Source organism: Streptomyces sp. NPDC002809 (genome assembly GCF_040295435.1).
Taxonomy (GTDB): domain Bacteria; phylum Actinomycetota; class Actinomycetes; order Streptomycetales; family Streptomycetaceae; genus Streptomyces.
In genome coordinates this window covers 1-22,174 of sequence record NZ_JBEOVJ010000076.1, presented here as the reverse complement: position 1 = coordinate 22,174, position 22,174 = coordinate 1, and the positions used below count along the sequence as shown (strand labels likewise).

20 protein-coding genes and 1 pseudogene are annotated in these 22,174 nt (G+C 72.4%); 5 read left to right on the top strand and 16 right to left on the bottom strand.

Annotation, left to right across the window (positions count from 1 at the left end):
- Positions 1–145 precede the first annotated feature (145 nt).
- Positions 146–784: a pyridoxamine 5'-phosphate oxidase gene (gene pdxH, locus ABT025_RS31395; protein WP_351001857.1), complete on the bottom strand. Its 639-nt coding sequence runs from the start codon at positions 782–784 to the stop codon at positions 146–148.
- Between the two features lie 216 nt (positions 785–1,000).
- Between pdxH and ABT025_RS31390 the strand changes: the two genes are divergently transcribed.
- Positions 1,001–2,110, top strand: a complete 1,110-nt coding sequence (locus tag ABT025_RS31390) for a citrate synthase 2 (protein ID WP_351001827.1) — start codon at positions 1,001–1,003, stop codon at positions 2,108–2,110.
- A gap of 91 nt (positions 2,111–2,201) precedes the next feature.
- Here the strand turns inward: ABT025_RS31390 and ABT025_RS31385 are convergent, their stop codons facing one another.
- Positions 2,202–2,792, bottom strand: coding sequence for a hypothetical protein (locus ABT025_RS31385; RefSeq protein WP_351001825.1), 591 nt, complete (start codon positions 2,790–2,792; stop codon positions 2,202–2,204).
- A 244-nt stretch (positions 2,793–3,036) separates the two neighbouring features.
- Between ABT025_RS31385 and ABT025_RS31380 the strand changes: the two genes are divergently transcribed.
- On the top strand, positions 3,037–3,681 hold the full coding sequence (locus ABT025_RS31380) for a hypothetical protein (protein WP_351001823.1): 645 nt from the start codon (positions 3,037–3,039) through the stop codon (positions 3,679–3,681).
- Between the two features lie 249 nt (positions 3,682–3,930).
- Here the strand turns inward: ABT025_RS31380 and ABT025_RS31375 are convergent, their stop codons facing one another.
- On the bottom strand, positions 3,931–4,434 hold the full coding sequence (locus ABT025_RS31375; protein ID WP_351001821.1) for a GNAT family N-acetyltransferase: 504 nt from the start codon (positions 4,432–4,434) through the stop codon (positions 3,931–3,933).
- 51 nt (positions 4,435–4,485) lie between these two features.
- On the bottom strand, positions 4,486–5,031 hold the full coding sequence (locus tag ABT025_RS31370; protein ID WP_351001819.1) for a GNAT family N-acetyltransferase: 546 nt from the start codon (positions 5,029–5,031) through the stop codon (positions 4,486–4,488).
- Between the two features lie 107 nt (positions 5,032–5,138).
- Between ABT025_RS31370 and ABT025_RS31365 the strand changes: the two genes are divergently transcribed.
- Entirely contained in the window at positions 5,139–5,714 is a 576-nt protein-coding gene (locus tag ABT025_RS31365) for a DcrB/PsbP domain-containing protein (RefSeq protein ID WP_351001817.1), read from the top strand.
- 21 nt (positions 5,715–5,735) lie between these two features.
- Here ABT025_RS31365 and ABT025_RS31360 read toward each other — a convergent pair whose 3' ends face one another.
- The 11 genes from ABT025_RS31360 to ABT025_RS31310 all read right to left on the bottom strand — a co-directional run bounded on the left by ABT025_RS31360 (position 5,736) and on the right by ABT025_RS31310 (position 19,709).
- Positions 5,736–6,314, bottom strand: a complete 579-nt coding sequence (locus ABT025_RS31360; protein ID WP_351001815.1) for a TetR/AcrR family transcriptional regulator — start codon at positions 6,312–6,314, stop codon at positions 5,736–5,738.
- Positions 6,302–7,036, bottom strand: coding sequence for an enoyl-CoA hydratase family protein (locus ABT025_RS31355; protein ID WP_351001813.1), 735 nt, complete (start codon positions 7,034–7,036; stop codon positions 6,302–6,304). Before ABT025_RS31355 ends, ABT025_RS31360 begins: the two co-directional genes overlap by 13 nt.
- Complete coding sequence (locus ABT025_RS31350; protein WP_351001855.1) at positions 7,033–8,607, bottom strand: 4-coumarate--CoA ligase family protein; 1,575 nt, start codon at positions 8,605–8,607, stop codon at positions 7,033–7,035. The genes ABT025_RS31355 and ABT025_RS31350 overlap by 4 nt, the downstream gene beginning before the upstream one ends.
- Before the next feature lie 235 nt (positions 8,608–8,842).
- Complete coding sequence (locus tag ABT025_RS31345; protein ID WP_351001811.1) at positions 8,843–10,003, bottom strand: acyl-CoA dehydrogenase family protein; 1,161 nt, start codon at positions 10,001–10,003, stop codon at positions 8,843–8,845.
- Positions 10,000–11,961, bottom strand: a complete 1,962-nt coding sequence (locus ABT025_RS31340) for an acetyl/propionyl/methylcrotonyl-CoA carboxylase subunit alpha (protein WP_351001809.1) — start codon at positions 11,959–11,961, stop codon at positions 10,000–10,002. The genes ABT025_RS31345 and ABT025_RS31340 overlap by 4 nt, the downstream gene beginning before the upstream one ends.
- An 8-nt stretch (positions 11,962–11,969) precedes the next feature.
- Positions 11,970–13,568, bottom strand: a complete 1,599-nt coding sequence (locus ABT025_RS31335; RefSeq protein WP_351001807.1) for an acyl-CoA carboxylase subunit beta — start codon at positions 13,566–13,568, stop codon at positions 11,970–11,972.
- Positions 13,565–15,280 carry an acyclic terpene utilization AtuA family protein gene (locus ABT025_RS31330; RefSeq protein ID WP_351001853.1) on the bottom strand — a complete coding sequence of 572 codons (1,716 nt, stop codon included), beginning with the start codon at positions 15,278–15,280 and terminating at the stop codon, positions 13,565–13,567. The genes ABT025_RS31335 and ABT025_RS31330 overlap by 4 nt, the downstream gene beginning before the upstream one ends.
- A gap of 5 nt (positions 15,281–15,285) precedes the next feature.
- Positions 15,286–16,086: a TIGR03084 family metal-binding protein gene (locus ABT025_RS31325; protein WP_351001805.1), complete on the bottom strand. Its 801-nt coding sequence runs from the start codon at positions 16,084–16,086 to the stop codon at positions 15,286–15,288.
- Between the two features lie 587 nt (positions 16,087–16,673).
- Positions 16,674–17,195, bottom strand: a complete 522-nt coding sequence (locus ABT025_RS31320) for a DinB family protein (RefSeq protein WP_351001804.1) — start codon at positions 17,193–17,195, stop codon at positions 16,674–16,676.
- A gap of 207 nt (positions 17,196–17,402) precedes the next feature.
- A complete protein-coding gene (locus ABT025_RS31315; protein WP_351001802.1) occupies positions 17,403–18,569 on the bottom strand; it encodes a DUF3103 family protein in 1,167 nt (388 codons plus the stop codon).
- A 183-nt stretch (positions 18,570–18,752) separates the two neighbouring features.
- Positions 18,753–19,709: an EamA family transporter gene (locus ABT025_RS31310; protein WP_351001800.1), complete on the bottom strand. Its 957-nt coding sequence runs from the start codon at positions 19,707–19,709 to the stop codon at positions 18,753–18,755.
- Between the two features lie 176 nt (positions 19,710–19,885).
- On the opposite strand from ABT025_RS31310, the gene ABT025_RS31305 reads away from it, so the two are divergent.
- The gene (locus ABT025_RS31305) at positions 19,886–20,821 is read left to right on the top strand and encodes a LysR family transcriptional regulator (protein WP_502972068.1); all 936 of its coding nucleotides are present in this window, start codon (positions 19,886–19,888) and stop codon (positions 20,819–20,821) included.
- Between the two features lie 76 nt (positions 20,822–20,897).
- On the top strand, positions 20,898–22,061 hold the full coding sequence (locus ABT025_RS31300) for a serine hydrolase domain-containing protein (protein ID WP_351001798.1): 1,164 nt from the start codon (positions 20,898–20,900) through the stop codon (positions 22,059–22,061).
- 19 nt (positions 22,062–22,080) lie between these two features.
- On the opposite strand, the pseudogene ABT025_RS31295 reads toward ABT025_RS31300, so the two are convergent.
- Positions 22,081–22,174 (bottom strand): annotated as a pseudogene (locus tag ABT025_RS31295) (ATP-binding cassette domain-containing protein); the annotation flags it as partial.

Genomic DNA, 22,174 nt, shown 5'->3' with positions numbered 1-22,174 from the left:
GGCCGGTCATCGGCCAATCCCAAGCAGTCACCGACCCGCAGGCTCGCCGGTAAGTCCGGCCGGCTCCTCCGCAAGGAGGGACCAGAGCCTGCGGGTTTCTGCATGTCCGGGGGCCCTGATGTCCGGCGGGGCGGGGTCCTGCGCTCTACGGGCAGAGCCGCTCGACGCGCCACGTACCGTCGCCGCCGTCGGCCTCCCGCGCGTACCGCAGCCTGTCGTGGAGCCGGTTCTCGTGGCCCTGCCAGAACTCGATCGTTTCGGGGACTACGCGGAAGCCGCCCCAGTGCGGGGGCGCCGGGACCTTCTCGCCCTCCGGGTAGCGGGCCGCGAGGTCCTCGTAGCGGTGGATCAGCTCCTCCCGCGAGCCGATCACCGTGGACTGGTCGCTGGCCCAGGCGCCGAGCTGGGAGCCGTGGGGGCGGGTGCGGAAGTAGGCGACCGTCTCCTCGCGGGCGACGCGGGCGGCGGTCCCGGTGACGATGACCTGGCGGGCCAGGGGGTGCCAGGGGAAGAGCAGCGAGACGTGCGGGTTGGCCGCGAGTTCGCGGCCCTTGCGGGAGTCGTAGTTGGTGAAGAAGACGAAGCCGCGCTCGTCGTACATCTTCAGCAGGACCGTGCGGGAGGACGGCCGGCCCTCGGGGGTCGCCGTGGACACCACCATGGCGTTCGGCTCGTGGAGCATGCCTCCGGCGGCGACCTGCCGGAACCAGCGGGCGAACTGCCGCATCGGATCGGCGGCGAGGCCGGCCTCGGTGAAGGCCTCGGAACGGTACTGCTCGCGCATCGCGGCCGGATCGGTGGTGGAATCGAAGGAGGAGTCTGCGGTGGGCACGGTGTCATCCTGCCGCAGCGGCCCGGCACGAAGGAGGTCCGCCCGCCGTTGCACGGTGGAAGGGGAAGCTGTGCCGGATGTCACGCTTCCCGGTCACGTCGGAACCCGCCAGTATCTTGGGTGGGCCCTGGGGCCCGCTCGCAGCCGCCGATCCGAGGGAGCCGCCTGATGTCCGACTTCGTACCCGGACTCGAAGGAGTCGTCGCGTTCGAAACGGAGATCGCCGAACCCGACAAGGAAGGCGGTTCGCTGCGGTACCGAGGCGTCGACATCGAAGATCTCGTCGGCCATGTGTCGTTCGGCAATGTGTGGGGGCTGCTGGTCGACGGGGCGTTCAGCCCCGGCCTGCCGCCCGCCGAGCCGTTCCCGATCCCGGTGCACTCCGGTGACATCCGGGTCGACGTCCAGTCCGCCCTGGCGATGCTCGCGCCCGTGTGGGGCCTGAAACCGCTGCTGGACATCGACGAGGAGACCGCGCGCAACAATCTGGCGCGGGCCGCTGTCATGGCGCTGTCGTACGTCGCGCAGTCCGCGCGCGGGCAGGGGCGCCCGATGGTCCCGCAGAGCGAGATCGACAAGGCCGGTTCCGTCGTCGAACGGTTCATGATCCGCTGGCGCGGTGAGCCGGATCCCCGGCATGTGAAGGCCGTCGACGCGTACTGGACCTCGGCCGCCGAGCACGGCATGAACGCCTCGACGTTCACCGCCCGGGTCATCGCCTCCACCGGCGCCGATGTGGCCGCCGCGCTGTCGGGCGCGGTGGGCGCCATGTCGGGCCCGCTGCACGGGGGCGCCCCGTCCCGCGTCCTCGGCATGATCGAGGAGATCGAGCGGACCGGGGACGCCACCGCGTACGTGAAGAAGGCCCTGGACAAGGGTGAGCGGCTGATGGGCTTCGGTCACCGGGTGTACCGGGCCGAGGACCCGCGGGCGCGCGTCCTGCGGCGGACCGCCGAGGAGCTGGGCGCGCCGCGGTTCGAGGTGGCGCAGGCGCTGGAGAAGGCAGCGCTGGAGGAGCTGCACGCGCGGCGCCCGGACCGGGTGCTGGCGACGAACGTGGAGTTCTGGGCGGCGATCATGCTGGACTTCGCGGAGGTTCCGGCGCACATGTTCACGTCGATGTTCACGTGCGCGCGTACGGCGGGCTGGTCGGCGCACATCCTGGAGCAGAAGCGGACGGGGCGCCTGGTGCGGCCGTCGGCGAAGTACATCGGGCCGGGGACGCGCAGTCCGCGGGAGATTCCGGGGTTCGATCAGCTGGCGGACCTGGGGAACTGAGACCCCCGGCTCCGACGGACGGGCGCCGCCGCGTCCGTCGGAGCTTGCCCCGTCCCTCGGAACTTCCTGCTCCCGAAGCTTGCCGCGTCCGTCAGATCTTGCCGCGCACGAAGGCCGTGCGGTGCCGGTCCAGGCGGAGGCCGAACTCGGCGCGGAAGCGGGGCGTGAGGTCGGGCCACCCCCAGAAGGTGAAGCCGAGGCTGCCGTACGCGAAGGCGTCGGCCATGCCGGTCCAGTCGGTGAGCGGGGACTCGGCGCGGCAGTGCGTACAGCGGACCGGCGCCTCACCGTCGGCAAGCCAGGCCTGTTCGGCGGCGGCGAAGGGATCCCAGGCGCCGGGGATCTCGTCCCACGTCTCCTCGTCGCGGAGCTCGGTGGTCTTTCCGCAGCGGGGGCAGTCGGCGCCCGAGGCCTCCGCGTACTGTCCGGCGTCGAACACGGTGCGGGTGGTGACTACTTCCAGCCCACCCGCCTCCCACGGCTCGCTCCAGCCGCTGCTGTCGACGACGGCGCGGTGGCGGGGCCCCGGCGGGTGTCCCGGTCCACCGCCGAGAACGGGCTCGGTACGGTCCGGGCCGACAACTCCCTCCGCGACGAGCCATTCCACGATGCGCGCGGCCGCAGACGCGGCGTCCGCCGACGAGATCTCCGTGTCCACGATCGTCTGGAAGTAGTCGCCCACGCGTGCCCCCGGGGTTCGGTGCGGTCCGGTCCGTCATCCGTCAACGCGGTCCACGGTGCCACATGTCACCGACACGACCGGCTCGGGGACCGAAGAGGGCCGCGAGGCACCACACGGCCCGCCGAGCCGTGCCGCACCCGTCGCATTCCTGTGGCGCGCCTGTGTCATTCCCGCCTCAGTCTGAGATGCGTCATGAACGTTCCGGCTGTCGTACAGGGCAGCCCTCACTGCCAGTTAGGTCAAAATGACACACAAGGGACGCATCGTTTCCGCAGTTGCCCTCACCACCCTTGCGCTCGGGCTCACGGCCTGCAACGACGGCGAGGACTCGTCACCGGCACAGGAATCGCCCTCGGCCTCCGCCCCGGCATCGTCCGACCCGAGCAGCGAGAGCCCGGCCGCGGAGCCCAGCGACGACGCTGCCGCTCCGGCCGGCGGTGACGTCGCCGCGCCGGGCGCGAAGTTCAAGATCGGTGACCGGGCGATACTCCCGTTCAAGTACGGGACCGACAAGAAGGGCACCGTCGCCGTGACCGTCACGGCGATCGAGAAGGGCACCGAGGCCGACATGGCGCCCTTCGGCGCGAAGGCGAAGGGCATGACGCCCTATTACATCCGGATGAAGGTGGAGAACGTCGGCGGCACCGACCTGTCGTACTCGTCGCTGAGGCTGCGCGGCAAGCTGGAGGGCGGCGGCCCCACGGGTGTCATCCTCATCGGCGACCTCCCGGGCAAGTGCGACAGCGAGACGGCGCCCCGCGAATTCACCACCAAGGGCGCCTCGTACGAGACCTGCTCGCTCAGCGCCACGAAGACCGACCCCATCGCGGCCGCCTCGTTCGAAGAGGGTGACGCGTACAGCGACAGCCCGGTCCTCTGGACCAACTGACCGTCCGTTCCCGCGTCCGCGCGCCGGGCATCTCGTGCTTGACGACATGCCCGGCCGGCGGCTGTCGCCTTCGGGCGCCGGCTCGCGGGCCCGAGCGGACGGCCGCAGATCGAGACATGAGGGTGCTTGCCGTCCTACTTCCTGCCGGGAGGTGTTGGTCCGGCGGCGGGGTACGCGGCGGCTTCGACGCACCGGCCGCCCTCGTCGCTGCCGTGGCTGGACTCGAACCACGCGCATGCGGTGCTCGGATCACGGCAACGAGCGCTTGAGCCACACCACTTCGCCGCTCTCCTCCGTGGAAACGCGGTCGCGCTCGAACCCGAGCTTCTCTAGGACACGGAACGACGGCGCGTTCCCTGCGTCGACGGTCGCCCAGAGCCGCGACCGCCCGGTCGCCGCGATGGCGTCGAGCACCGCACGGGCCGCCTCGGTGGCGTAGCCGCGGCCGTGCGCCCGCTGGAACAGCTCGTACGCGATTTCGGGCTCCTCCAGGGCGGAGCGGCCGATGATCACTCCGCAGTAGCCGATGAAGTCGCCCTCGTCACGGCGCTGGACGGGCAGCAGCGCGATCCCCGTCGTCTCCGTCGCGGTGATCAGCTTCGCGATGAGTGTCCGGGTGCGGTCGAGCGTGTCTGTCCCCTTGCCGCGTTCGGAGCGAAGGGCTCGGAGCTCAGCGGCGTCCGACTCTGCCCACGGCCGCAGTATCAGGCGCTCGGTCTCCAGGTGGAAGGACATCGTCCCGTACGTGGTCATGCCCCGCCCCCGCCCCTCACGGACCTTCACGAATCATGCGCCCCGTTCGTGTCAGGGACGGCTCAGCCCCCACGTCTGCAGGATGTACGGCCGCCCCTTCTCCTCCCCCTTGATCAGCGGCACGTCGAGCAGGCCGAAGCCCGCCCTGGTGGCCACCGCCACGCTCGCGGTGTTGTCGGCCTCCAGCTCCAGGATCACCTGCTCCACGCCCAGCTGCTCGAAGGCGTACGCGGCCATCACCCGCACCGCCCGCGTGGCCAGCCCCTGGCCGCGGTGTGCCGGGCCGATCGCGTAGCCGATCTCCGTGCCCTCGGGGGCGCGCCGCAGCATCACCTCACCGAGTGCCGCGCCGCCGTCCGTGGTGATGGCGAGCAGAATCGTCGTGCCTTCCGACCGCAGCTGCCGGGCCTTGTCCAGCCGGGCGCGCGCGGCGGCGTCGTCGAAGGGGGAGACGAGGGGGGTCCAGTACGCGGTGTCGGGGTGGTCGAAGAGGTCCGGCATCGTGGCCAGGTCCGCCTCCGTCCAGTCGCGCAGGACGAGCCCTTCGCCCGTGAGTTCGACGTGGTCGGGGAAGGGGGGTGTGGTGGTGCCGCTCATGCTGCGGACCATATACGCGCAACTCGCTGACACCAAGGCGATTCCTGGGCCACACTCTGGCTCCGGACCATGACAGACCGGTCCCAATCAGGGAAAGGCGGGATCTCATGCTCGACGACATGCGGCAGTTACGGAAGGTCGTCCGGAGGCGGGACGCGCTCAGATACGGGGGGATCGGCCTGCTCACGGTCGCCCTGGCGGCCTGCTCCAGGGACAAGGGCTCCGACGGGTCGCTGGAGGCGCCGGGCACGGCGGGCAAACCGGCCGCCAGGCCGACGGTCGCCGGGGCGGCGGTCGAGGCCTTCGTCAGCGGCGCCTGGAAGCTCTCGTACTCACCGCAGGGGCAGGTCAACGACGCGTATCAGCGGATCGCGTTCACGGGCCGGCGGTGGAGCCTCGACGGGGACGACGAGACGGGCTCCTTCGAGCTGTCCGGGAGCAAGCTGGTGGTCCGGGTCGACGACCGGACCTCCGAGAACGTATGGGCCGCGTCCGGCATGCCCGCCACGGTCGGCGAGAAGGCCTCCGTCACCCTCCAGTGGGGCCATGCCGCCGAGTCCGGCCCCGTCGACCCCGGCTCGCCGGTGGACACCACACCCACCCCGCTGCCCGTCGTCTGGGACGGCACAACGCTCAGGATCCAGGCCGGGAACGGCCTGGTGATCACGGCCGTACGCGCCTGACGGCAGCGCGCCGCCCGCCCCTCACCCCAGCGCCTCGTCCAACAGCGCGGCCCACTGCGCCACGACCTTCCGCCGGCGTGCTGTGTCGTCCGTGAGGACGTTGGCGAGGCCCAGGCCGCGGGCCATGTCGAGGAGGCCCTGGACCGTTTCCCGTACACCGGGGCGGGTCTCGTCGGCGTGCAGGAGGCCGACGGCGATGTGGTGGGTCTCGCGGCCCACGCGGGCTTCGAGTTCGGTGACGCGGGGGCGGAGCTGTTCCTCGTTGGAGGCGGCGACCCAGAGCTGGAGTGCGGCACGGAAGAGCGGGCCCGTGTAGAGGTCGACGAGGGCGGCGACGACGGCTCCCCGGTCCTGGCCGGGGACGGCGCGCAGGGCGGCGGAGCGTTCCTCGGCGACGTACTCGACGGCCGCGGTGAACAGGTCCTCCCGGGTGGGGAAGTGGTGCTGGGCGGCGCCGCGGGAGACGCCGGCGCGTTCGGCGACGACGGAGACGGTGGAGCCTGCCCAGCCGTGTTCGGCGAGGCAGGCGACCGCGGCTTCGAGGAGCTTCTGCCGGGTGGCGCGGCTGCGGTCCTGCTTGGGTGGGGTCAGAGCCGCCATGCGGGATCCCGTCGTTCCAGGAAGGCCGTCATCCCCTCCCGTGCCTCGTCGGAGGCGAAGAGTGCCGCGGAGCGGGCGATGAGGTCTTCGGCGTGCTGGTCGAAAGTCTCCCGCACAGTAGCCGTGACCAGCTCCTTCGATGCGGCCAGCCCCTGGGGCGAGGCCCTGCGCAGTCCGTCGAGTACCGGTACGAGCGCCTTGTCCACGTCCTCGGCGGCGAGGGTGACGAGACCGGTCCTGGCGGCCTCCGCCGCGTCGAACCGTTCGCCGGTGAGGTAGTAGCGGGATGCCGCGCGGGGGTCCAGGCGGGGCAGCAGCGGCAGGGAGATGACGGCGGGGGCGAGGCCGAGGCGGGATTCGGTGAGGGCGAAGGAGGAGTCGGGGCCGGCCACCGAGATGTCGCAGGCGCCGAGCAGGCCGAGGCCACCGGCCCGGACGTGCCCCGTGACGCGGGCGACGACCGGTTTGGCGAGCGTGATGATCTGCCGCATGAGGGCGACGAAGGCGTGCGGGTCGGCCGGCGCCCTGAGGTCGGCGCCCGCGCAGAACGTGTTGCCGGTGTGGGTGAGGACCACGGCCCGCACGGTGCCGTCCGCCGCGCACGCGTCGAGGGCTTCGGCCAGCCCGGCCACGAGCGGTGCGCTCAGCGCGTTCCGGTTGGCCGGGGAGTCGAGCGCGAGGGTGGTGATGCCCCGGTCGTGGGTGGGTGGGGCGAGCGTCATTGCTGCTTCTCCCTGTCGCGCAGTTCGCGGCGCAGGATCTTGCCGGAGACGGCGCGCGGTACGGCGTCGACGAACTCGACGCGGCGGATCTTCTTGTACGGGGCGACGTGTTCGGCGACGTACGCCATGACGTCGTCGGCGGTGAGGTCCTGCGCGGCCGGCTGGCGTACGAGGAACGCCTTCGGGATCTCGTTGCCCTCGGGGTCGTACACGCCGATGACCGCGGCGTCGGCGATCGACGGATGGGTGAGGAGGAGTGCTTCGAGTTCGGCGGGGGCGACCTGGTAACCCTTGTACTTGATCAGTTCCTTGACCCGGTCGACGACGAAGAGCCAGCCGTCCGCGTCGACGCGTCCGATGTCGCCGGTGTGCACCCAGCCGTCGCCGTCGATCATTTCGTCGGTGGCTTCGGGGCGGTTGAGGTAGCCCTTCATCGTCTGGGGGCCCCGGATGAGGATCTCGCCGTCGGTGTCGGTGCCGAGGTCCGTCCCGGGGTCCTCGATGGACGTGATCCGCATCTCGGTGCTCGGCAGCAGCTTTCCGACGGCGCCGGGCGGCGGGTTCTCGGCTTCGAGGGGCACGACGTGGGTGCCGGGCGAGAGTTCCGTCATGCCGTACGCCTGCCGTACGGGAGGCAGGCCGAGGCGGGCGGAGCAGGCGGCGGCGAGGTCGGCGTCCAAGGGGGCGGCGGCGCTGACGATGTACTCCAGCGAGGACAGGTCGTAGTTGCCGACGGCCGGGTGCTTGGCGAGGGCCAGGACGATCGGCGGGGCCACGTACAGCCCGCCGATGCGGTGTTCCTGGATCACGCCGAGGAACTGGTCGAGGTCGAAGCGGGGCAGCACGACGACCGTGGCGCCGCAGCGCAGCGGGACGTTCATCAGGGCGGTCAGCCCGTAGATGTGGAAGAAGGGGAGGACGGCGAGGATGCTGTGGCCGGACTTCATCGGGATGAAGGGGCGCAGCTGCTCCAGGTTGGTGCCGATGGAACGGTGGGTGAGCATGACACCCTTGGGGGCGCCGGTGGTCCCGGAGGAGTAAGGAAGGGCGGCGATGTCCTCGGGGCCGAACTCGATCTCGGGTTCCGGGGCGGTGGAGCCCAGCATGTCGAGCACGGAGGTGTGGCCGTCGGCCTGGTCGCAGACGAAGATCTCCCTGACACCGCCCGCGAGTGCGGCCGCCTGCCGGGCGACGTCGAGGAACAGGGACACGGTGACGATCCAGCGGGAGCCGCTGTCCTTGAGCTGTTTGGCGAACTCCTCGGCGGTGGCGAGCGGGTGCACGGTGGTGACGCAGGCTCCGGCGCGCGTGGCCCCGTAGAAGACGGCGGGGTAGGCGATCGTGTTGGGGCTGTGCAGGGCGAGGACGTCGCCCTTGCGCAGTCCCGCCTCGGCGAGGTGGGCGGCGATGCGGCGGTGGAAGGCGTCGAGCTGTGTGTAGGTGACGCTCATGCCGTTGGTGCCGTCGATCAGGGCGACGGTGTCGCCGAAGGCCGCGGCCCCGCCGAGGACCGTCTCGTGGATGGGTGTTTCGAGGGCCGGGACGTCTTCGTACTCGCTGTGGAACACCATGGCGGTTCCCTTCGACGCGGGTACGGCCTGTCCGGCACCCCGCCCTGGGTCAGCGGTGGCGCCGAGGGGCCGTTCGGTGGTGGAGAGGGTCAGCATCGCCTCTGGCTGCGGGGCGCGGGAAGACCCGGGGCAGGCCTTGGGACAGGCCCTGGGACCGGCCGGGGCGGGCCGCCCCGGGGCCGGGGCGGGGGCAGGCCCCCCTGGACAGGCCTCGGACGGTGCCGCCCCCGGCCGGTCAGTACGACTTGGGGAGGCCCAGGGACTGATGGGACACGTAGTTCAGGATCATTTCCCGGCTGACGGGCGCGATGCGCGCCACCCGGGACGCGGTGATCAGGGACGCGAGGCCGTACTCGCGGGTGAGCCCGTTGCCGCCGAGGGTGTGCACGGCCTGGTCGACGGCCTTGACGCAGGCCTCGCCCGCGGCGTACTTGGCCATGTTGGCGGCCTCGCCCGCGCCGATGTCGTCGCCGTCGTCGTAGAGCCGGGCGGCCTTCTGCATCATCAGCCGGGCCAGTTCGAGCTCGATGTGGGCCTGGGCGAGGGGGTGGGCGATGGCCTGGTGGGAGCCGATGGGTTCCTTCCACACCTGGCGGGTCTTCGCGTACTCGACGGCGCGGCCGAGCGCGTAGCGGCCCATGCCGATGCCGAACGCGGCGGTCATGATGCGTTCGGGGTTCAGCCCGGCGAAGAGCTGGAGGAGGCCCGCGTCCTCATCTCCCACGAGCGCGTCGGCGGGCAGACGTACGTCGTCGAGGACGAGTTCGAACTGCTTCTCCGGCGCCTGGAGTTCCATGTCGATCTGTGACCGCTGGAAGCCGGGGGCCTCGCGCGGGACGATGAACAGACAGGGCTTCAGTTTGCCGGACCTGGCGTCCTCGGTGCGGCCGACGATGAGGGTGGCGTCGGCGATGTCGACGCCGGAGACGAAGACCTTGCGGCCGGTGAGCACCCATTCCCCGCCGTCCCGGCGGGCGGTGGTGGTGATGCGGTGGGAGTTGGACCCGGCGTCGGGTTCGGTGATGCCGAAGGCCATGGTGAGGCTGCCGTCGGCGAGGCCGGGGAGCCACTGCCGCTTCTGGGTGTCGGTGCCGAAGCGGGCTATGACGGTGCCGCAGATGGCGGGCGAGACGACCATCATCAGGAGCGGGGAGCCTGCGGCACCCAACTCCTCCAGGACGATGGAGAGTTCCGCCATTCCGCTGCCCCCGCCGCCGTGCTCCTCGGGGAGGTTCACGCCGAGGTAGCCGAGCTTGGCGGCCTCGGCCCACAGTTCGCGCGGGTGGGAGCCGTCGCGGACGACGGACGTCATGTAGTCGCGCCCGTACCGCTTCCCGAGTGCGGCGACGGCGGCGCGCAGGGCCCGGTGCTCTTCGGTTTCGAGGACGGTGCTCATGCGTTCTCCTCAGGGGTGACGGGTGCGCGGTCTGCGGGTTCGGTGACGACGGCGAGCAGTGCGCCGACCTCCACCTGGAGGCCGGGTGCGGCGTGCAGGGCGGTGAGGGTGCCGGCGGCGGGGGCGAGGATGCGGTGCTCCATCTTCATCGCCTCCAGCCAGATCAGTGGCTGCCCGGCCTCGACGGCGGACCCGGCCGCGAGGCCGTCCGCCAGGCGGACGACGGTGCCGGGCATCGGGGCGAGCAGGGAGCCGGGTTCGGTGCGTTCGGCGGGGTCGGTGAAGCGGGGCAGGGCGGTGAAGGCGTACGAGCCGGTGGCCGTGTCCACGTACACCCGGTCGTGGTGGGCGGTGACGGCGAAGTGCCGGGTCACGCCGTCCGTTTCGAGGGTGACGCGGTCGGGGCGTGCGGTGATGAGCCGGGTGCCCTGTGCGGGCACGAGGCCGTCGCGGGTGGTGCGGTAGGTGATGTCGTGCTCGCTGCCGTCGGGCTCGCTGCGGTAGCGCCTGAGCTGGGGCTGCGAGGGGACGTTGCGCCAGGCGCCGAAGCGGGCGACACCGCCCGTGGTGGGGCGGCGGGCGGCTTCGGCGAGGGCGGCAGCGGCGGCGGCCTGCCGTTGGCCGCTCTCGTCGGCCGCGGCGGTCAGGGCTGCCAGGTGCCGTTCGTAGAAGCCGGTGTCGAGGCGGGCGGCGACGAAGTCCGGGTGACGCAGGGAGCGTACGAGGAGCTCGCGGTTGGTGACGGGGCCGTGGATGCGGGCGCGTTCCAGGGCGCGGGCGAGGAGGCGTACGGCTTCGGTGCGGGTGGGGGCGTGGGCGATGACCTTGGCGAGCATCGGGTCGTAGTGCACGCCGATGGTGTCGCCGCCGGTGTATCCGGTGTCCAGTCGCACCCCGGGCTCGTCCGGTACGTCGAGCGAGAGCAGTGCTCCGGTCTGCGGCTGCCAGTCACGGGCGGGGTCCTCGGCGTAGAGCCGGGCCTCGACGGCGTGCCCGGCGGGCTGCGGGGGCGCGGCGGCGGGAAGGGGCTCGCCCTCCGCGACCCGCAGTTGGAGGGCGACGAGGTCCAGGCCGAACACGGCCTCGGTGACGGGGTGTTCGACCTGGAGGCGGGTGTTCATCTCCAGGAAGTACGGCCGCCCGTCGGCGGTGACCAGGAATTCGACGGTGCCGGCGCCCCGGTAGGCGACGGCCCGTGCGGCGGCCGTGGCGGCGGCGTGCAGCCGGTCGCGGAGCCCGTCGTCGAGGCCGGGCGCGGGGGCTTCCTCGATGACCTTCTGGTGGCGGCGCTGGAGCGAGCAGTCGCGGGTGCCGAGCGCCCAGACGCCGTCGTGCTCGTCGGCCATGATCTGGACCTCGACGTGCCGGCCGCGCTCCACGTACGGCTCGGCGAAGACCTCGCCGTCCCCGAAGGCGGACAGGGCCTCGGCTGCGGCAGCCGTCAACTCGCCCGGCAGGTCGCCCAGTTCCCGCACGATCCGCATGCCGCGGCCGCCGCCGCCCGCAGCGGCCTTGAGCAGCAGCGGCAGGTCCTCGGCGCGGGCCGCGGCCGGGTCGACGGGGGCGAGAAGCGGCACTCCGGCGGCGGCCATCAGCTCCTTGGCCCGGGTCTTGGACGCCATCAGCTCGATGGCCTTGACCGGCGGCCCGACCCAGAGGAGTCCGGCGTCCTGTACGGCGGCGGCGAATCCGGCGTTCTCGGAGAGGAAGCCGTACCCGGGGTGGACCGCGTCGGCGCCCGCCGCGAGCGCCGCGGCGACGACGAGGTCGCCGCGCAGATATGTGTCGGCGGGGGCGGCCCCCGGCAGCCGGACGGCGGTGTCGGCCTCCCGTACGTGCAGGGCGTCGGCGTCCGCGTCGGAGTACACGGCGACGGTGGTGATGCCGAGCGCGCGGCAGGTGCGGAAGATCCGGCAGGCGATCTCGCCCCGGTTGGCGACGAGCAGAGTGCTGATCATGCGTACCCTCACATCCGGAAGACGCCGAAGCCGCCGCGGGCGCCCTCGACCGGTGCGGTGTGGATGGCGGACAGGCACATCCCGAGGACGGTCCTGGTGTCGCGCGGGTCGATGACCCCGTCGTCGTACAGCCGCCCGGACAGGAACATCGGCAGGGACTCGGACTCGATCTGCTGCTCGACCATGGCGCGCAGTCCGGCGTCCGCCTCGTCGTCGTAGGGGTGTCCCTTCGCGGCGGCGGAGGCGCGGGCGACGATGGAGAGCACCCCGGCCAGCTGCTGCGGGCCCATGACGGCGGATTTGCTGCTGGGCCAGGCGAACAGGAAGCGCGGGTCGTAGGCCCGGCCGCACATTCCGTAGTGCCCCGCGCCGTAGGAGGCGCCCATGAGGACGGACAGGTGCGGCACCTTCGAGTTGGAGACCGCGTTGATCATCATCGCGCCGTGCTTGATGATGCCGCCCTGCTCGTACTCCTTGCCGACCATGTAGCCGGTGGTGTTGTGCAGGAAGAGCAGCGGGATGTCGCGCTGGTTGGCGAGCTGGATGAACTGGGCGGCCTTCTGCGACTCCTCGCTGAACAGCACACCCTGCGCGTTGGCGAGGATGCCGACGGGGTAGCCGTGCAGGCGCGCCCAGCCGGTGACCAGGCTGGTCCCGTAGAGCGGTTTGAACGCGTCGAAGTCCGAGCCGTCGACCAGCCGGGCGATGACCTCGCGCGGGTCGAAGGGCACCTTCAGGTCGCCGGGCACGATGCCGATCAGCTCGTCCTCGTCGTATTCGGGCGGCTCGGCGGGGCCCGGGTCGGGGTGCGCCTTGCGCCAGTTGAGACGGGCGACGATGCGGCGGGCCTGGCGCAGGGCGTCCTGCTCGTCGACGGCGAAGTGGTCGGCGAGACCGGAGGTGCGGGCGTGCATCTCGGCGCCGCCGAGCGATTCGTCGTCGCTCTCCTCACCGGTGGCCATCTTCACCAGCGGGGGTCCGCCGAGGAAGACCTTCGACCGCTCCTTGATCATGACGGTGTGGTCGGACATGCCGGGGACGTACGCCCCGCCCGCGGTGGAGTTGCCGAAGACGACGGCCACGGTCGGGATGCCGGCGGCCGACAGCCGGGTGATGTCACGGAAGAGCGCCCCGCCCGGGATGAAGATCTCCTTCTGCGAGGGCAGATCGGCGCCGCCCGACTCGACCAGGCTGATGGTCGGGAGCCGGTTGGCGAAGGCGATCTCGTTGGCCCGCAGGGCCTTCTTCAGCGTCCACGGGTTGGAGGCGCCGCCGCGTACGGTCGGGTCGTTGGCGGTGATCAGGCACTCCACACCCTCCACCACCCCGATCCCCGTGACGATCGAGGCGCCGACGGTGTAGTCGCTGCCCCAGGCGGCGAGCGGGGACAGCTCCAGGAACGGGGTGTCCCGGTCGATCAGCAGCTCGATCCGCTCACGGGCCAGCAGCTTGCCGCGCTTGCGGTGCCGCTCGACGTACTTCTCGCCGCCGCCTCCCAGCGCCCCGGTGTGCGCGGCGTCCAGCTCGGCGAGCTTGTCGAGCATGGCGGCGCGGTGGGCGGCGTATTCGGGGCTCGCGGTGTCGAGCCCGGTGGGCAGGACGGTCATGCGTGCACCTCCGGTGAACTGTCCAACAAAGCCACGGGTATCTCCAGGAGCCGGGAGCGCAGCCACTCCCCCACGGCCTTGGCCTGCGGGTCGAAGCGGTGCCGGGCGGCGACGCCTTCGCCGAGCAGCCCGCGGACGGTGAAGTTCAGGGCGCGCAGATGCGGCAGTACCTGGCGTACGACGGTGAGGCCGGCGGTCTCCGGCAGCAGCTCCCGCAGCCGCTCGACGGTCAGCTCGTGGGCCAGCCACCGCCAGGCCTCGTCGCTCCGGACCCACACCCCGATGTTGGCGTCCCCTCCCTTGTCCCCGCTGCGGGCGCCCGCGACGAGCCCGAGCGCGGCGCTGCGGGTGGGGGTTGCGGGCAACGGCGCGGGCAGCGGCGGCTGTTCGGTATCGCGCAGCTCCCGCGTGCGGGCGGGCGGTGCCTGCTCCTCGCGCCGCCCGTCGGGGAGCACGGCGACATGGGTGACGTCCCCGGCCGGTACGTACCGCGCCTCGAACACCCCGTAGGGCTCGCCCTTTCCGGGCGGGGCGGTGACGTGGAAGCCCGGGTAGCTGCCGAGCGCCAGCTCGATCGCGGCGCCGGACAGGGCGCGCCCCACGGCCTCCGGCTCCTGGTCGCGGACGACGAGCCGCAGCAGCGCGCTCGCCGTCTCCTCGGTCGCGGCATCGGCCCGGTCGGTGCGCGAGAGCTCCCACCGCACCTCCTCGGGCTGCCGCCCGGCGCGCGCGAAGGCGTCCGCGATCTGGTCGCGCACGAGCTGCGCCTTGGCGTCGACGTCGAGTCCGGTGAGCACGAAGACGACCTCGTTGCGCCAGCCGCCGAGCCGGGTGAGTCCGACCTTGAGCGTGGGCGGCGGGGCCTCGCCGCGCACCCCGGAGATCCGGACCCGGTCGGGACCGTCGGGAGTCAGCCGTACGGTGTCGAGCCGGGCGGTGACGTCGGGTCCCGCGTACCGGGCGCCGCCGGTCTCGTACAGCAGCTGGGCGGTGACCGTGCCGACGTCGACGACGCCGCCGGTGCCGTCGTGCTTGGTGATGACGCTCGTCCCGTCGGCGTGGATCTCGGCGACGGGGAAGCCGGGCCGCCGGACGTCGTGGCCGCGGAAGAAGGAGTAGTTCCCGCCGGTGGCCTGGGTGCCGCACTCCAGTACGTGCCCGGCGACGACGGCTCCGGCGAGCGCGTCGTGGTCCTCCGGTCCCCAGCCGAAGTGTGCGGCGGCGGGTCCGGTGACGAGGGCCGCGTCGGTGACCCTGCCGGTGACGACGACGCCGGCGCCGGCACGCAGACAGGCGGCGATGCCCGATCCGCCGAGGTAGGCGTTGGCGGTGAGGTATCCCCCGGGTACGGGGAGACTGTCGCCCTCGACGTGGGCGACGCGCACGGGCACGCCGACCTTGTCGGCCAACTCCCGGACCGCGTCGGCCAGTCCGGCCGGGTTGAGCCCGCCCGCGTTGGTGACGATCTTCACCCCGCGCTCGTGGGCGAGCCCGAGGCCCTCCTCCAGCTGGCGCAGGAAGGTGGTGGCGTAGCCGCGCGCGGGGTCCTTGAGCCGGCTGCGGCCGAGGATGAGCATGGTCAGCTCGGCGAGGTAGTCGCCGGTGAGGACGTCGAGGGGGCCGCCGGTGAGCATCTCGCGGACGGCGTCGAAGCGGTCCCCGTAGAACCCGGAGGCGTTGCCGATCCGCAGCGGCGGGGGTGTGTCCGGCACCGGGGTCACGCCCCGCTCCCCTGCTGCGGGGCGCGCCCGGATCCGGCGGGCCCGGCGAAGGCCTGCGCGATACCCAGCCAGGTGTCGGCGTCGGCCCCCTCGGCCCGGACGGCCAGGTCGTCGCGGTGGGCGCGCTGGGTGACGAGCAGGCAGAAGTCGTGCAGCGGGCCGGTGACGCGCTGGGCGGCGCCCTCGGGACCGTAGGTGATCAACTCACCTCCTGGCCCCTCCAGTTCCACCCGGAACTCCTCCCCGGGCGCCTGCATTCCCCGCACGAGGAAGGCGTAGTCGCGGGCCCGGACCCCGATCCGCGCGACGTGCCGCAGCCGGGCGGTCGGGGCGCGGGTCGCCCCGATGGCGTCGGCGGCGTCCTGTCCGTGGGCCCAGGTCTCCATCAGCCGCCCGGTCGCCATCGAGGCCACGCTCATCGGCGGCCCGTACCAGGGGAACCGGGTCCCGGCGGGCGCCGCCCGCAGAGCCTCCTGGAGCCGCTCCCGGCCGGTGCGCCAGTGCACGAGGAGGGCGTCGGGGGCGTACGCCGCGACCACCTCCTCGGCGGCCCGGTCGACGAAGCCCTCGGGGTCCTTCATCGCCCTGGCGACCTCGTCGCCGAACCGCTCGGGCTCCGTGACGGAGAGGAGCGCGACCTCGTCGGTCCAGCTCAGATGGGCCACCTGATGGGCGATGGTCCACCCCTCGGCGGGTGTCGCCGCAGCCCATTGCGAGGCGTTCAACCCGGCGACGAGCAGGTCGAGTTCCTCACTCTCGCTGCGCAGGTCGTCGAGCACGGCTGAGGCATCGGACACGGTGCGCTCCCCTCGGGGCGTGGCGGTGTGCCCCGGAGCCTGCCAGGGGAGCAGAAAACAAGCAAGCGTGCTTGCATTGTTTTTCCTTCTTCTTCCGCCGGGGCCTTCGGCACGCGCACGACCGGCTCCGGGGGGGGCATGGAGCCGGGGAGCCGGGGCCTCGAAGGGGGGGTGCCGTGGCGAACGGGTCGTTACCGAACAGGCCTTACGAGCTCACGGACCGGTGCTGGACTCCGGTGGGGCGGGTCCGGCGTGGACGGCCACGAACGTCTGCCATACCCCACCGCTACCGCAACGCACCGCCACTGCAACTCACCGAACCGCACGGTGGCAGTGGCGGCGGCGGTGGTGGCGGTGGCGGTGGCGGTGGCGGTGGCGGCGTTGAGGGTACGAGGGCTCTCCCGCGCTTCGGGCTCACCGGGCCGCCCGGTCCGGCCCCGGAGGGTCCGGGCGGAATCGGCCGACGCCCCCGCGCAGCCCTGGAAGATTCAACCTGGGCCCGCACGGCCCCGGCAGGTCAGCCGCCCTGGGCCCGCCCGGCCCCGGCAGATCAGCCGCCCTGGGCCCGCACGGCCCCGGCAGACAGGTCAGCCGTCCTGAGCCTGCGTGGCCGCCTCCTTCATCTTGAGCGTCGTGCTGGCGCCGTCCAGTGCCTCGCGGATGATGTCGGCGTGGCCGCTGTGGTGGGCGATCTCGCGGAAGATGTGCCACAGGACGCGGCGGACCGTCCAGACGACGGGCTCCGGGGGCGACCACGGGTACGCCGGCAGGGTGACCTCGCGGTCGAGGTCCGCCTCGCGCACCGTACGGTCGAAGGCTGCCGCCGCGGTGTGGAAGGCCTCCAGCAGCGCGGGCAGTGTCTCGGCGTCGGTCATCCGCTGGCCGTCGGGGTCGAGGTCCGCCCAGTCGACCTTGGCCGGGGCGGTGCCCTCGATCACGTCCAGCCAGCTGCGCTGCACGAGCCCGAGGTGCTTCAGCAGACCGCCGAGCGTCAGCTCGCTGACGGTCGTGCGGGTGCGCGCCTGAGTGTCGTCGAGATTCGCGACGGTGTAGAGAAAATTGGTGCGCTGGTCGGTCACGAGCGCGAGCAGATCGTCGCGTTCCGGCATGTTTTCCTCCAGGTCGGATATCGCGACCACCCTAAGATCCAACGCCTGGGCACGCAGGAGGAACAGACGCTTTGCCCGCGTGGCGCCGCAAGGACCGGGCGCTCCGGAGGCCGGGCCCGGGACCGGCCCCTGGGGAAGAGCCGGTCCCGGTCGGTGTGGGGGGTGGTTCGTGTGCGCCGGACGGGGCGCCGGCGCGCGGCTACTCGGTCAGAGCGCCGACACGTAGTACGGCGAAACGTTCATCCAGCCATTGGCCGCGGCACCGTTGCGCGTGCCCTTGGTGGTCTTGGCCAGGGTGTACCAGGAGTCGACGTAGTCGGGGTCGTCGGTCCACCAGGAGGTGGGGATGGCGTCCAGGAGGGCGTCGGCCAGCGGGATGTACACACCCTGGTCGGTGATCGTCAGGAGAATGGTGACGATGGACTTGGCGAGCGCCTGGTAGTTGGTGTCGCCGTCGTCCTCCATCATGACCGCGTCGGCCATGTTGTATTTGTAGTTCGACCAGTTCACGAGGACCTGGTTCGGGTAGTACGTGGTGGCGGCCTTGTTCAGGTACGGCATCTCGACCGTGTCGACGCGCGGCTTGCCGTCCTGTCCGAAGCCGGTCACGAGGGTGAAGATCTCGGCGTCACCCTTGATCCCCGGCTCCTTCACGTCGGAGATCCGCACCGAGTTGATCAGGGTGGTGTCGATACCCGTCGCGGCCGCAGGTGCGACCGCACCGTAGGCGGCGGAGTTCAGCTCGGCGGCCGGGACCGGAACATCGAGCCCCTTCGCCTCCAGCGCCTCGTTGACGACCTTCAGACCCTCGGTGACGGCCTTGGCGCCGTCGACGTCGACCAGGTAGACGGGCCGGTCGGGGACGACGGCGACCGGCAGCTCATGGGCGGTGCCCCTGCTGTCGTACGCGGTGAACGTCGAGGCGTCGTCGGACGGGGCGGCGGCCACCCACGGAGCCGCGCCACCTGCGAGCCGCGCCTCCATCGACGGGTCCGCCAGGCCCAGGCGCAGCAGCGAACCGATGTCCCCGCCAAGGCCCTTGGCGGCGGCCACGCCCCGGTCGGCCACGGCGACCGCCGATGCGAGGCGCTTGCCCGTGGACGTGGTGGAGCCGCTGGTCAGCGCGGGCAGGTCCACCGAGTCCGCGGCCAGTACGGCCGCACGCACCTGTCTCTGCCAGGCGGGGTCGGCGAGGGAGCCGGCGAGAGAGCGCGCGGTCGCGTCCTCGATGCCTGCGACCGACGTGGCCGGGGTGACGGCCGTGCCGGCGGTGTCGTTCTGCGCTGCGAAAGCGGTGCTCTGGAGGGGTATCAGGGCAGTCGCGGACAGCACGACCCCGATGAGGGTGGTGCGCAGCGGCGTTGTTGCGCTCAAGGCGATCTCCTGCGGAGTGAGTGGAGCACTACAGGGGTGAACGGCGTTGTCTATGCGGGTAGACCCGTCTGAATTGATGTACAGGACAACGCATCCCCAAACACTCACCGCGAGAATTCCGGGTTCAACGCCCGGAACTCACAGCCTTGTTCACCTGCACCCCTGCCCCCTCGCCGTGCGGCGTCACCGCTTCCGGGCGCCACGCACCTGACTTCGTACGGCCCCCATGCTCGCGCCGATGACCAGCGCGATGGCCAGGGCGTCCGTCGTGGAGAGGGCCTGGTCGAGGATGAGGAAGCCGGCCGTGGCCGCGATCGCGGGTTCCAGGCTCATCAGGATCGCGAAGGTGGGCGCGGGCAGCCGGCGCAGCGCCATGAGTTCGAGCGTGTACGGCAGGACCGAACTCAGCAGCGCGACCGCGGCGCCGAGGCCGAGCGTGGAGGGGACCAGGAGTTTGGAGCCCGACTCCATGACGCCGAGCGGCAGCGAGAGGACGGCCGCCACCACCAGCGCGAGGGCCAGCCCGTCGGCCTGCGGGAAGCGGCGGCCGGTGCGGGCGCTGAAGACGATGTACGCCGCCCACATGACACCCGCCCCGAGCGCGTAGGCCGCGCCCACCGGGTCCAGCCGGTCCAGGCCCCCGCCGCTCAGCAGGAGCACACCGCCCAGCGCGAGGGCGGCCCAGACCACGTTGACGAGACGGCGCGAGGCGAACACCGAGAGGGCGAGCGGACCCAGCACCTCCAGGGTCACGGCGGCGCCGAGCGGAATGCGGTCGGCGGCCTGGTAGAAGAGCGTGTTCATGCCGCCCATCGCGACGCCGAAGGCCAGCACCGTGCCCCAGTCGGCACGCGAGTGGCCGCGCAGCTTCGGGCGGCAGACGACGAGCAGGACGAGGGCGGCGACGGCGAGACGCAGCGTGACGACGCCGAGGGCGCCGGCCTTGGGCATGAGCAGCACCGCGACCGCCGAACCGAACTGGACGGAGAGCCCGCCGGCCACCACCAGTGCGACCGGGGCGAGCGCCGCCCCGCGCCCTCCGGCGCGGCCCTGCGTGCCGCGCTCACCGAGGGCGGCGACCGCCTCGGGGACGGCGACGGCGGCTGCGGCCGGTTCTGTGGCGGTGCCCTGGTCGTTCACCTGTGGCCTGACTTTCTGACGGTTCGCGCGTACGGGGTCACGAGAAGGAATAGTGCAACACAATGCACTAGCAGATTGAAGATACTGCACTCATCCCGTGCAGTACATCTCTCCACCGTAGGGACCTGTGCGTGGCGTGTGAAATGCGCGTTGGGCTCCCGTTATGCTTCCCGCGCATGAGCATCGGGCAGGGCACGGGCGACGGTCCGGACAGGAACGCAGGCAGGAACGCCGGGACAGCCGGCCGCGGGATCGAGATCCGCCATCTGCGGGCCTTCCTCGCCGTCGCGGACGAGTCCAGCATCACCCGGGCCGCCTCCCGGCTCCGGCTCACCCAGCCCGCCGTGTCCCGGACCCTGGCCGCCCTGGAGCACCACCTCGGCGTCCTTCTCGTCGACCGCTCCACCCATCACCTCGCCCTCACCGCCGCGGGCGTCGTCTTCCGCGACAAGGCCGCCGCCGCGGTCGCCGCTTTCGACGAGGCGCTCGACTCCGGCGGGCTGCGCAGGTGGCCGTTGCGGCTGGGGCACGCCTGGTCGGCCTTCGGCCGGTACACCACCCCGCTGCTCCGCGGCTGGGAGGAGCGCTATCCGCAGACCCCGCTGGAACTCCGCCGGATCGACGACCGCACCGCCGGACTGACCCGCGGCGAGGTCGATGCCGCACTGCTGCGCGGCCCCGTCGAGGCGCCCGGGCTGGTCACGGAGGTGCTGTACGAGGAGGAGCGGGTGGCCGCCGTGGCGGCGGACGGCCCGCTCGCCTCGCGCGCCACGCTCAGGCTCGCCGACCTGGCGACCGGCACCGTCGTCCTGAACACCGTCTCCGGCACCACCACCCCCGAACTGTGGCCGCCGTCCGCCCGTCCCGCGGCCACCCTGACCGTGGCCAACACCGACGACTGGCTGACCGCCATCGCGGCGGGGCGCGGCACCGGCGTCTCCGCCGCCTCCACGGCCGGCATGCACCCGCACGCCGGGGTCGCCTACCGGCCGCTCGTGGACGCCCCGGCCGTCCCGGTGCTGCTCGCCCGCCGCGACGCCCCCGGCCATCCGGCCCTGGCCGATCTCGCCGCACTGGCCCGCGAGATCGTGGCGCGCGACGAGGCGCCTTGAGGGAATTTCCGGGTATGGAGACGCAGTTGGGGCCCTACGAGGGGGCGCGAGGGGCGCGCCCGCCGAAGGGGGCACCATGTCGGACCAGAGCGCAGGCGACGTCACCGTGCACGGCACCGTGGCGGCCGGTTTCGAGGCGGTGCGGGACGAGTTCGCCGCCGTACTCACGGAGGAGCACAACGAGCCGGGGGCGCAGCTCGCCGTGTACCTGGAGGGCCGGCCGGTCGTCGATCTCTGGGCCGGCGACGGCATCGAGGGCGACTCGCTGCCCGCCGTCTTCTCGTCGACCAAGGGTGCGGCCCACCTCGTCGTCGCCCTGCTCGTGCAGGACGGCACCCTCGACCTGGACCGCGCGGTCGCCTCGTACTGGCCGGAGTTCGCGGCCGAGGGCAAGGGTGCGCTGACCCTGCGGGAGCTGCTGGGCCACCGGGCCGGGCTGGTCGGTGTCGAGGGCGGCTTCTCCGGGGCGGACCTGGCCGACGACCGGGTGCTCGCCGCCCGGCTGGCCGAGCGGGCCCCGTTCTGGGAGCCGGGCGAGGAGTACGGCTACCACGCGCTCGTGATCGGCGCGCTCACCGGTGAGGTGGTGCGCCGGGTCACCGGGCGTTCGATCCAGGAGCTGTTCGAGGAGCGCGTCCGTGTGCCGTACGGCCTGGACCTCTACCTGGGGCAGCCCGCCGGGCTCGAACCCCGCTACATACCGATCCGGCCCATGAACCCGACGCCGGAGCAGGCCGCGGAGATGGCGGCCCGCCCGTTCGACCCGCAGGGGCTGCAGGCGGTGGCCTTCAACGTTCCGACCGATCTGGTCGCGTGGGTCAACACCCCGTCCGTACGGGCGCTGGGCCCGGCCTCGGTGGGCGGTGTCGGCTCGGCGCGCGCCCTGGCCGGGATGTACGCGGCCACGCTCTCGGAGTTCGCGGGCCGGCCCGCTCTGCTCAAGCCGGAGACGCGCGCCGAGTTCGCCCGCCTCGGGCTGGCCGGGACCGACCGGGTGACCCTGGAGACGGACCACTTCGGCCTCGGCTTCGAGCGCCCGCAGATGGTCTACCCGTCCTTGGGCGTGGACGCCTACGGCCACTGCGGCGCGGCGGGCTCGCAGGCGTTCGCGGACCCGGCGAGCGGGATCGCGTACGGCTACACCCGCCGCCGCTTCGCGTTCCCGGGCGGGGCCGGACCGGAGAACGAGCGGCTGGTGGCGGCGGTGGTGAAGGCGGCCTCAGGCTCCTCCGGCGCCTGAGGAGCGGGGGGCCGGGGGCGCCGTCCACGGCGATGGTGCCCTCGTCCGGCTTCTGCATGCCGTAGAGGATCTTCATCAGGGTGGACTTGCCGGCACCGTTCTCGCCGACGAGG

Bases quoted from the DNA above. Each gene is read 5' to 3' on its own strand.
- pdxH (WP_351001857.1), bottom strand. From the start codon at position 784: ATGCGCGAGCAGTACCGTTCCGAGGCCTTCACCGAGGCCGGCCTCGCC.
- ABT025_RS31390 (WP_351001827.1), top strand. From the start codon at position 1,001: ATGTCCGACTTCGTACCCGGACTCGAAGGAGTCGTCGCGTTCGAAACG.
- ABT025_RS31380 (WP_351001823.1), top strand. From the start codon at position 3,037: ATGACACACAAGGGACGCATCGTTTCCGCAGTTGCCCTCACCACCCTT.
- ABT025_RS31375 (WP_351001821.1), bottom strand. From the start codon at position 4,434: ATGACCACGTACGGGACGATGTCCTTCCACCTGGAGACCGAGCGCCTG.
- ABT025_RS31370 (WP_351001819.1), bottom strand. From the start codon at position 5,031: ATGAGCGGCACCACCACACCCCCCTTCCCCGACCACGTCGAACTCACG.
- ABT025_RS31365 (WP_351001817.1), top strand. From the start codon at position 5,139: ATGCTCGACGACATGCGGCAGTTACGGAAGGTCGTCCGGAGGCGGGAC.
- ABT025_RS31360 (WP_351001815.1), bottom strand. From the start codon at position 6,314: ATGGCGGCTCTGACCCCACCCAAGCAGGACCGCAGCCGCGCCACCCGG.
- ABT025_RS31355 (WP_351001813.1), bottom strand. From the start codon at position 7,036: ATGACGCTCGCCCCACCCACCCACGACCGGGGCATCACCACCCTCGCG.
- ABT025_RS31350 (WP_351001855.1), bottom strand. From the start codon at position 8,607: ATGGTGTTCCACAGCGAGTACGAAGACGTCCCGGCCCTCGAAACACCC.
- ABT025_RS31345 (WP_351001811.1), bottom strand. From the start codon at position 10,003: ATGAGCACCGTCCTCGAAACCGAAGAGCACCGGGCCCTGCGCGCCGCC.
- ABT025_RS31340 (WP_351001809.1), bottom strand. From the start codon at position 11,961: ATGATCAGCACTCTGCTCGTCGCCAACCGGGGCGAGATCGCCTGCCGG.
- ABT025_RS31335 (WP_351001807.1), bottom strand. From the start codon at position 13,568: ATGACCGTCCTGCCCACCGGGCTCGACACCGCGAGCCCCGAATACGCC.
- ABT025_RS31320 (WP_351001804.1), bottom strand. From the start codon at position 17,195: ATGCCGGAACGCGACGATCTGCTCGCGCTCGTGACCGACCAGCGCACC.
- ABT025_RS31305 (WP_502972068.1), top strand. From the start codon at position 19,886: ATGAGCATCGGGCAGGGCACGGGCGACGGTCCGGACAGGAACGCAGGC.
- ABT025_RS31300 (WP_351001798.1), top strand. From the start codon at position 20,898: ATGTCGGACCAGAGCGCAGGCGACGTCACCGTGCACGGCACCGTGGCG.